This is a genomic window from Actinotalea sp. (assembly GCF_041597215.1).
GTDB lineage: Bacteria > Actinomycetota > Actinomycetes > Actinomycetales > Cellulomonadaceae > Actinotalea.
Genome location: NZ_JBFHHB010000225.1, coordinates 1 through 5,281 on the forward strand (window position 1 = coordinate 1; position 5,281 = coordinate 5,281).

4 protein-coding genes are annotated in these 5,281 nt (G+C 71.3%); 2 read left to right on the forward strand and 2 right to left on the reverse strand.

From position 1 onward, the window contains the following. Window positions 1-127 precede the first annotated feature (127 nt). The gene (locus ABWK99_RS13290; protein WP_372595183.1) at window positions 128-961 is read left to right on the forward strand and encodes a DUF1524 domain-containing protein; all 834 of its coding nucleotides are present in this window, start codon (window positions 128-130) and stop codon (window positions 959-961) included. Window positions 962-989: 28 nt separating this feature from the next. On the opposite strand, the gene ABWK99_RS13295 is transcribed toward ABWK99_RS13290, so the two are convergent. Continuing rightward, window positions 990-3,368 carry a DUF4214 domain-containing protein gene (locus ABWK99_RS13295; protein ID WP_372595184.1) on the reverse strand — a complete coding sequence of 793 codons (2,379 nt, stop codon included), beginning with the start codon at window positions 3,366-3,368 and terminating at the stop codon, window positions 990-992. Window positions 3,369-3,566: 198 nt separating this feature from the next. Next, window positions 3,567-4,460, reverse strand: coding sequence for an AraC family transcriptional regulator N-terminal domain-containing protein (locus ABWK99_RS13300; RefSeq protein WP_372595185.1), 894 nt, complete (start codon window positions 4,458-4,460; stop codon window positions 3,567-3,569). A 153-nt stretch (window positions 4,461-4,613) separates the two neighbouring features. Here ABWK99_RS13300 and ABWK99_RS13305 point away from each other — a divergent pair. After that, window positions 4,614-5,281 (forward strand): SDR family NAD(P)-dependent oxidoreductase (locus ABWK99_RS13305; protein ID WP_372595186.1); only part of this gene is annotated, 668 nt, incomplete at its 3' end.

A 5,281-nucleotide genomic window follows, 5' to 3' on the forward strand; every position in this document is an offset into this window, starting at 1 on the left:
CGACTCGCCGACGCCGACGGCGAGCCAGACCCCCACCCCGACATCGACCCCCACCTCGACGGCCACGCCGACGTCCACGCCGTCGTCGACCCCCACCTCGACGTCCACGCCGACCCCCACCTCGACGGTGGTCGAGGCGAGCGCCGAGCCGTCGACCTCCGGGTCGGCGATCGAGGCGCTGGCGCTGCTCGCCGTCAAGGGGCGAGCCCCCACGACCGGTTACGCGCGGGAGGAGTTCGGCCAGGCGTGGGCGGACGTGGACCGCAACGGCTGCGACACCCGCAACGACATCCTGCGCCGCGACCTGAGTGCCACCACGATCAAGGAGGGGACCCACGGGTGCCTGGTGCTGTCCGGGACCCTGGCAGATCCCTACTCGGCGACGTCGATCGCCTTCGTCCGCGGTGAGACGACGTCGACCGCCGTGCAGATCGACCACGTCGTCGCGCTGTCGGATGCGTGGCAGAAGGGTGCGCAGGCCCTGACGCTCGAGCGGCGGACCGCCCTGGCGAACGACCCGTTGAACCTGCTCGCCGTCGACGGGCCGCTCAACGCGCAGAAGGGCGCCGGTGACGCCGCGACCTGGCTTCCGCCGAACAAGGCGTTCCGCTGCCAGTACGTCGCCCGGCAGGTCGCCGTGAAGCTCACCTACGACCTGTGGGTCACCAGCGCCGAGCGGGACGCCATCGAGCGCATCCTGACCGGGTGCCCCGGCGAGCCTCTTCCGGTCGGGGGCGCGCCGACGGTCACGACGACGGCGACGGCGACACCGGCGCCGACCTCTGCCCAGGAACCGACGCCGTCCCCTGACCCCGCGCCGGCATCCTCCGCTCCCACGACACCGGTCTACTACGCCAACTGCACCGCTGCTCGTGCAGCGGGAGCCGCCCCGCTGCACCTGGGCGAGCCCGGGTACCGGACCAGGCTGGACGGCGACAAGGACGGCATCGCCTGCGAGTAGACGTCCTGAGGCCCGCTCGGCTGTCGGGTCAGACGGCGTAGATGTTCCAGAACTCCTCGCTCGAGATGACCCCGCCGATCACCTCTTCGACCCGCGAGCCGCTCTGGAGGGCCCGCACCCAGGTGCTCCGACCGGAGGGGTCCAGGTGCCTGCCCAGGATCGACAGGTAGTGCCCGTCCAGGACGGCGGACAGGTGCTCGGTGGAGAGCAGGAAGCCCAGGGCGACCTCGCTGCGGGTGGTGCCCCCGGCGAGGCGGTCCACCCAGTAGCGGACCTCGGAGGACGACGGGGTGCGGTGCAGGACGTCCCGGTACAGCTGGGTGACCCAGGTGCTCGGTGTGCCCGCGGCCTTCGCCCAGTACTCGTCGGAGGCGACGAACCCGGCCTCCACCTGCTGGACGGTCATCCCGCGGCTCATCGCACCGAGCCAGGTGCTCAGACCGGCGGGGTCGGGTGACCGCCCCAGGTACTCCTGGTACGCGGCGGAGATCAGCCCCGAGCGGTACTCCGCGCTCGAGGTGATCGCGTCGGCCACTGCTGCCCGGGGAACACCCTGGTCCAGGGCGGTGACCCAGGTGGTCAGCCCAGTGCTGTCCGGCGACCGGTGGAACAGGACCTGGTAGACGCCGGTCACGAATCGCGTCGTCGCGCTCGGCGTGGTCACGGTGCGTTCCGCCGACCACGAGCCCCCGGTGGTCCCGGTCCTGGCCTGGACCTGGACGACGTAGGCGGTGCCCGCGGTGAGGTGGGTGAGCGTGGCACGGGTCGTGCTCACCGTCCGGGACGCCCAGGAGGTCGACGTCGTGGGGCGCCAGCGCACGCTGTATCCGGTGATCGCCGTGCCCGCCAGGGCTGCGGTCGCCTCCCAGGTGACCTCAACGGTGGTGGTGTCCGTCGCGGTGAGCGTGACCGTCGCGGGTGCCGCCGGCAGCTCGGCGGCGGGTGTGGTGAGGGTCAGGCCCGTGGACGGGTCCCCGCTCGTGGTGCCCGCGAGCGCGGTGACCGTGACGGTGTACCGGGTGCCCGGGCTCAGGCCGGTGAGTGTCGCTTCGCGGGTGGTCGCGTCCGTGGTCACCGTCGCGGTCGGGCTGCTCGCCGACGGCCGGGTCGCCGTGACCCGGTAGGAGGTCACCGGGATCGCGTTCAGCGGCGCAGGCGCGGCCCATGCCACGCTCGCCGTCGTCGTCGTGCCGGCGGTCGTGCGCAGCCCGGTCGGCCGCCCGATGCTCAGGACTCCTGCCGTCGTGATGCGCAGGTCCGTCGTGCCGGCCGGAACCCCCAGCACGTCGTGCGACCCTCCCGCCAGGAGGGTGGCCCGGACCTGCTCGGGGCTGCTCGCCGGTGCCTGCCCGAGCTGCAGGGCCGCGACACCTGCCACGTGCGGGGTGGCCATGGACGTCCCGGAGCGGTACTCCGGGACTCCGCCGAGCCCCCAGGAGAGGATGCCGGACCCGGGAGCGAAGCCGTCGACGCAGGTCCCGACGTTCGAGTAGGAGGCGATCGTCCCTGTCGCGTCGGTCGCGGCAGTGACGAAGACCGAGGCGGACGAGGTCAACGCGCCCGTGCACCCGTCCACCGCGTCGTTCCCCGCGGCGACGACGACGAAGACGCCGTCGGCGACCAGGTTGGTGACCGCCGTGGTCAGCGGGGCCCACGAGCTGATGCCGATCGACAGGTTCGCGACGGCCGGCACGCCGGCCTGGTGGTGCGCGATGGCCCAGTTGACCCCGGCGAGCATGTCCGAGCCCCATCCGACGCCGTTCTTGTCCAGCACCCGGACCGGCACGATCGTGGCCCTCTTCGCGACCCCGTACGTCGCGGACGCCAGCAAGCCGGCCACATGCGTCCCGTGACCGTTGGTGTCCGTCGTCGCATCGGGTTCGGCGGCCACCTCCGAGACCCCGGCCTGCACGCGGCCGCCGAAGTCAGCGAGGTCGGCCCGCACTCCCGTGTCCAGCACGTACGCGGTCACTCCCGCACCGGCGGTCGCCGGGTAGGTGTACCGCGTGTCCCGTGCGCCCGTCGGGGCGTCCAGGACGTCCAGGCCCCAGGAGGGCGTCGGGCTCTGGACGTCCGCCAGGGAGATCACCGGGTCGAGGGTCACGGAGGTCACCCCCGGACGATCCGCCAGCCATGCGGCCTGCTCGTCGGTGAGGTCCGCTGCCAGACCGTCGAGCGCGTAGGTGTAGGTCTCGGTGGGGACCTCGCTCATCGCGGCCATGTCCGCGATGACGGCCGCGGTCGCCTGCGGGGCGTACGTCACCACGTACGACTCCTCGGGACCACCGCCGGCCGGGGCGATGGCCGGGGAGTCCTGCGCCTGCGCCGCCGGGGCGCCGGTCAGCACCAACCCGACCGTCGCGGCGAGCGCAGTCGCGGCGCGGTGCGTTCGGGCGGTCCAACGCATCGGTCTCCTCGGGCGTCGTGCTGGTCCTCGGCACGGAGGTCGCGTCCTGGAGCAGCCGGACGAGTGATCTCTCGCTCGCGCGCAGGTCGACCTCGAGAAGAAAGTGTCCCGCGCACCGCACCGCGAACCTAGCCCCGCTACGAGAGCGGCGGGGTGATGTTTCGTGCCCACGAGCCGCGCCCACGGGTGAGGAGCCCGTCAGGCTCCTGCGGTGGCCGACTGCCGGGTGGTGCTCCACTGCCGGGGCGACTGGCCGTACGCACGCTTGAACTCCCGGCTGAACTGGGAGGCGCTCAGGTAGCCCACGTCGACGGCTGCCTCGTTGACGCTCATCCCGCCGGCGATGCTCATGGCGGCGCTGTTGAGCCGCATGGACTTCACGAACTGGATCGGCGACATGGTGGTGGCCTGCTTGAACTTGCGGTGGAACACGGCCCGGCTCATCCCGGCATGGGCGGCCATGGCATCGATCGTGACCGCCTCCTCGAGGTGGCCGGCCAGGTACTCGATGGACCGGGCGATCTCGTTGCCCACGCCGAAGGCGCGCCGCGCGGAGTCCCCGGCCTCTCCCTTCAGCACGGCGTAGTACAGCTCCCGGAGGCGACCGTCGCCGAGGACGGTCGTGTCCACGGGGCTGTCCGCCAGCTGCACGAGGCGCAGCAGGGCGTCGGTGAACGTGTCGTCCCAGCCGGCGAGCGCGATCCCCTCGGGTAGCGGGCCGGACCGGGGTGTGCGGATGGCACCGGCGGCGCTCTCGGTCTCGATGACCAGCTCGGTCATCACCTTGGTGTCCAGGGCGATCTGCACTCCCAGCAGGGGGTTCTCCGGGGACGCCGTGGGTGTTCCGGCCTCGACCGGCATCGACATCGAGCACACCAGGTACCGGCTGCTGTCGTAGACGTGCGACCTGCCGTCCAGGATCGCTTCCTTGGCCCCGCTCACGATCGCGACCAGGGTGGGTTCGTACACCGCAGGAGCGCAGCGAACGGAGTCGGTCACCCGGAACAGCTGTACTCCCCTGACGCCGGTGGCGACCACGCCGTCCTCGGTGAGCCGACGGTCGATGATCTCCCGGATCTGCTGCTGCGACATGCGGCCACGGTAGCACCCGCGATCTTGCCCATTACGCGAACTGCGAGACGATCAGGCAAGTAATCGCGAGTATTGCGGCTGGTTGCGACCTCACCGTGAGACGCAGTGTCGCTCCGACGGTTGCTGACGGACGATGACGGGAGAACGACGATGGTGGACACGAGCTTCGGAGCGCAGGGCTGGACCCCGGAGCGCCTGGGCCCCCAGCAGGGCAGGACCTATCTGATCACCGGGGCCAACGGCGGCACGGGGTTCCAGGCCGCACGGATCCTGCTGGGCAAGGGCGCCCGGGTCGTGATGCTGAACCGCAGCGTCGAGAAGTCCACGGCGGCGGTCGCCACGCTCAAGGAGGAGTTCGGGGCCGACGCCGAGGTGTCCTTCGTGCGGATGGACCTGGCGGTGCTGGACTCGGTGCGGGACGCGGCTGCGCAGGTGCTGGAGACCGTCCCTCGGATCGACGCGCTGATCTGCAACGCCGCCATCGCGCAGGTTCCCGAGCAGAGGATCACCGTCGACGGCTTCGAGAGCATGCTGGGGACGAACCACTACGGGCACTTCCTGCTCAGCGGGTTGCTGTTCGAGCGGATCGAGGAGTCGCAGGGCCGCATCGTCGTGGTGGCGAGCCTGGGCTACACGATGGGCCTCAGGACGATCCAGTTCGACGACATGAACTGGGACAGGAACTACCACCAGAACAAGACGTACAGCCAGTCCAAGCTCGCGCAGATGATGTTCGCCTACGAGCTGCAGGACCGCCTTGAAGCCGCGGGCAAGACGGATGTCGGGGTCTACGTCTGCCACCCCGGGTCGTCGCGGACGTC

Bases quoted from the DNA above. Each gene is read 5' to 3' on its own strand.
- ABWK99_RS13295 (WP_372595184.1), bottom strand. From the start codon at position 3,368: ATGCGTTGGACCGCCCGAACGCACCGCGCCGCGACTGCGCTCGCCGCG.
- ABWK99_RS13300 (WP_372595185.1), bottom strand. From the start codon at position 4,460: ATGTCGCAGCAGCAGATCCGGGAGATCATCGACCGTCGGCTCACCGAG.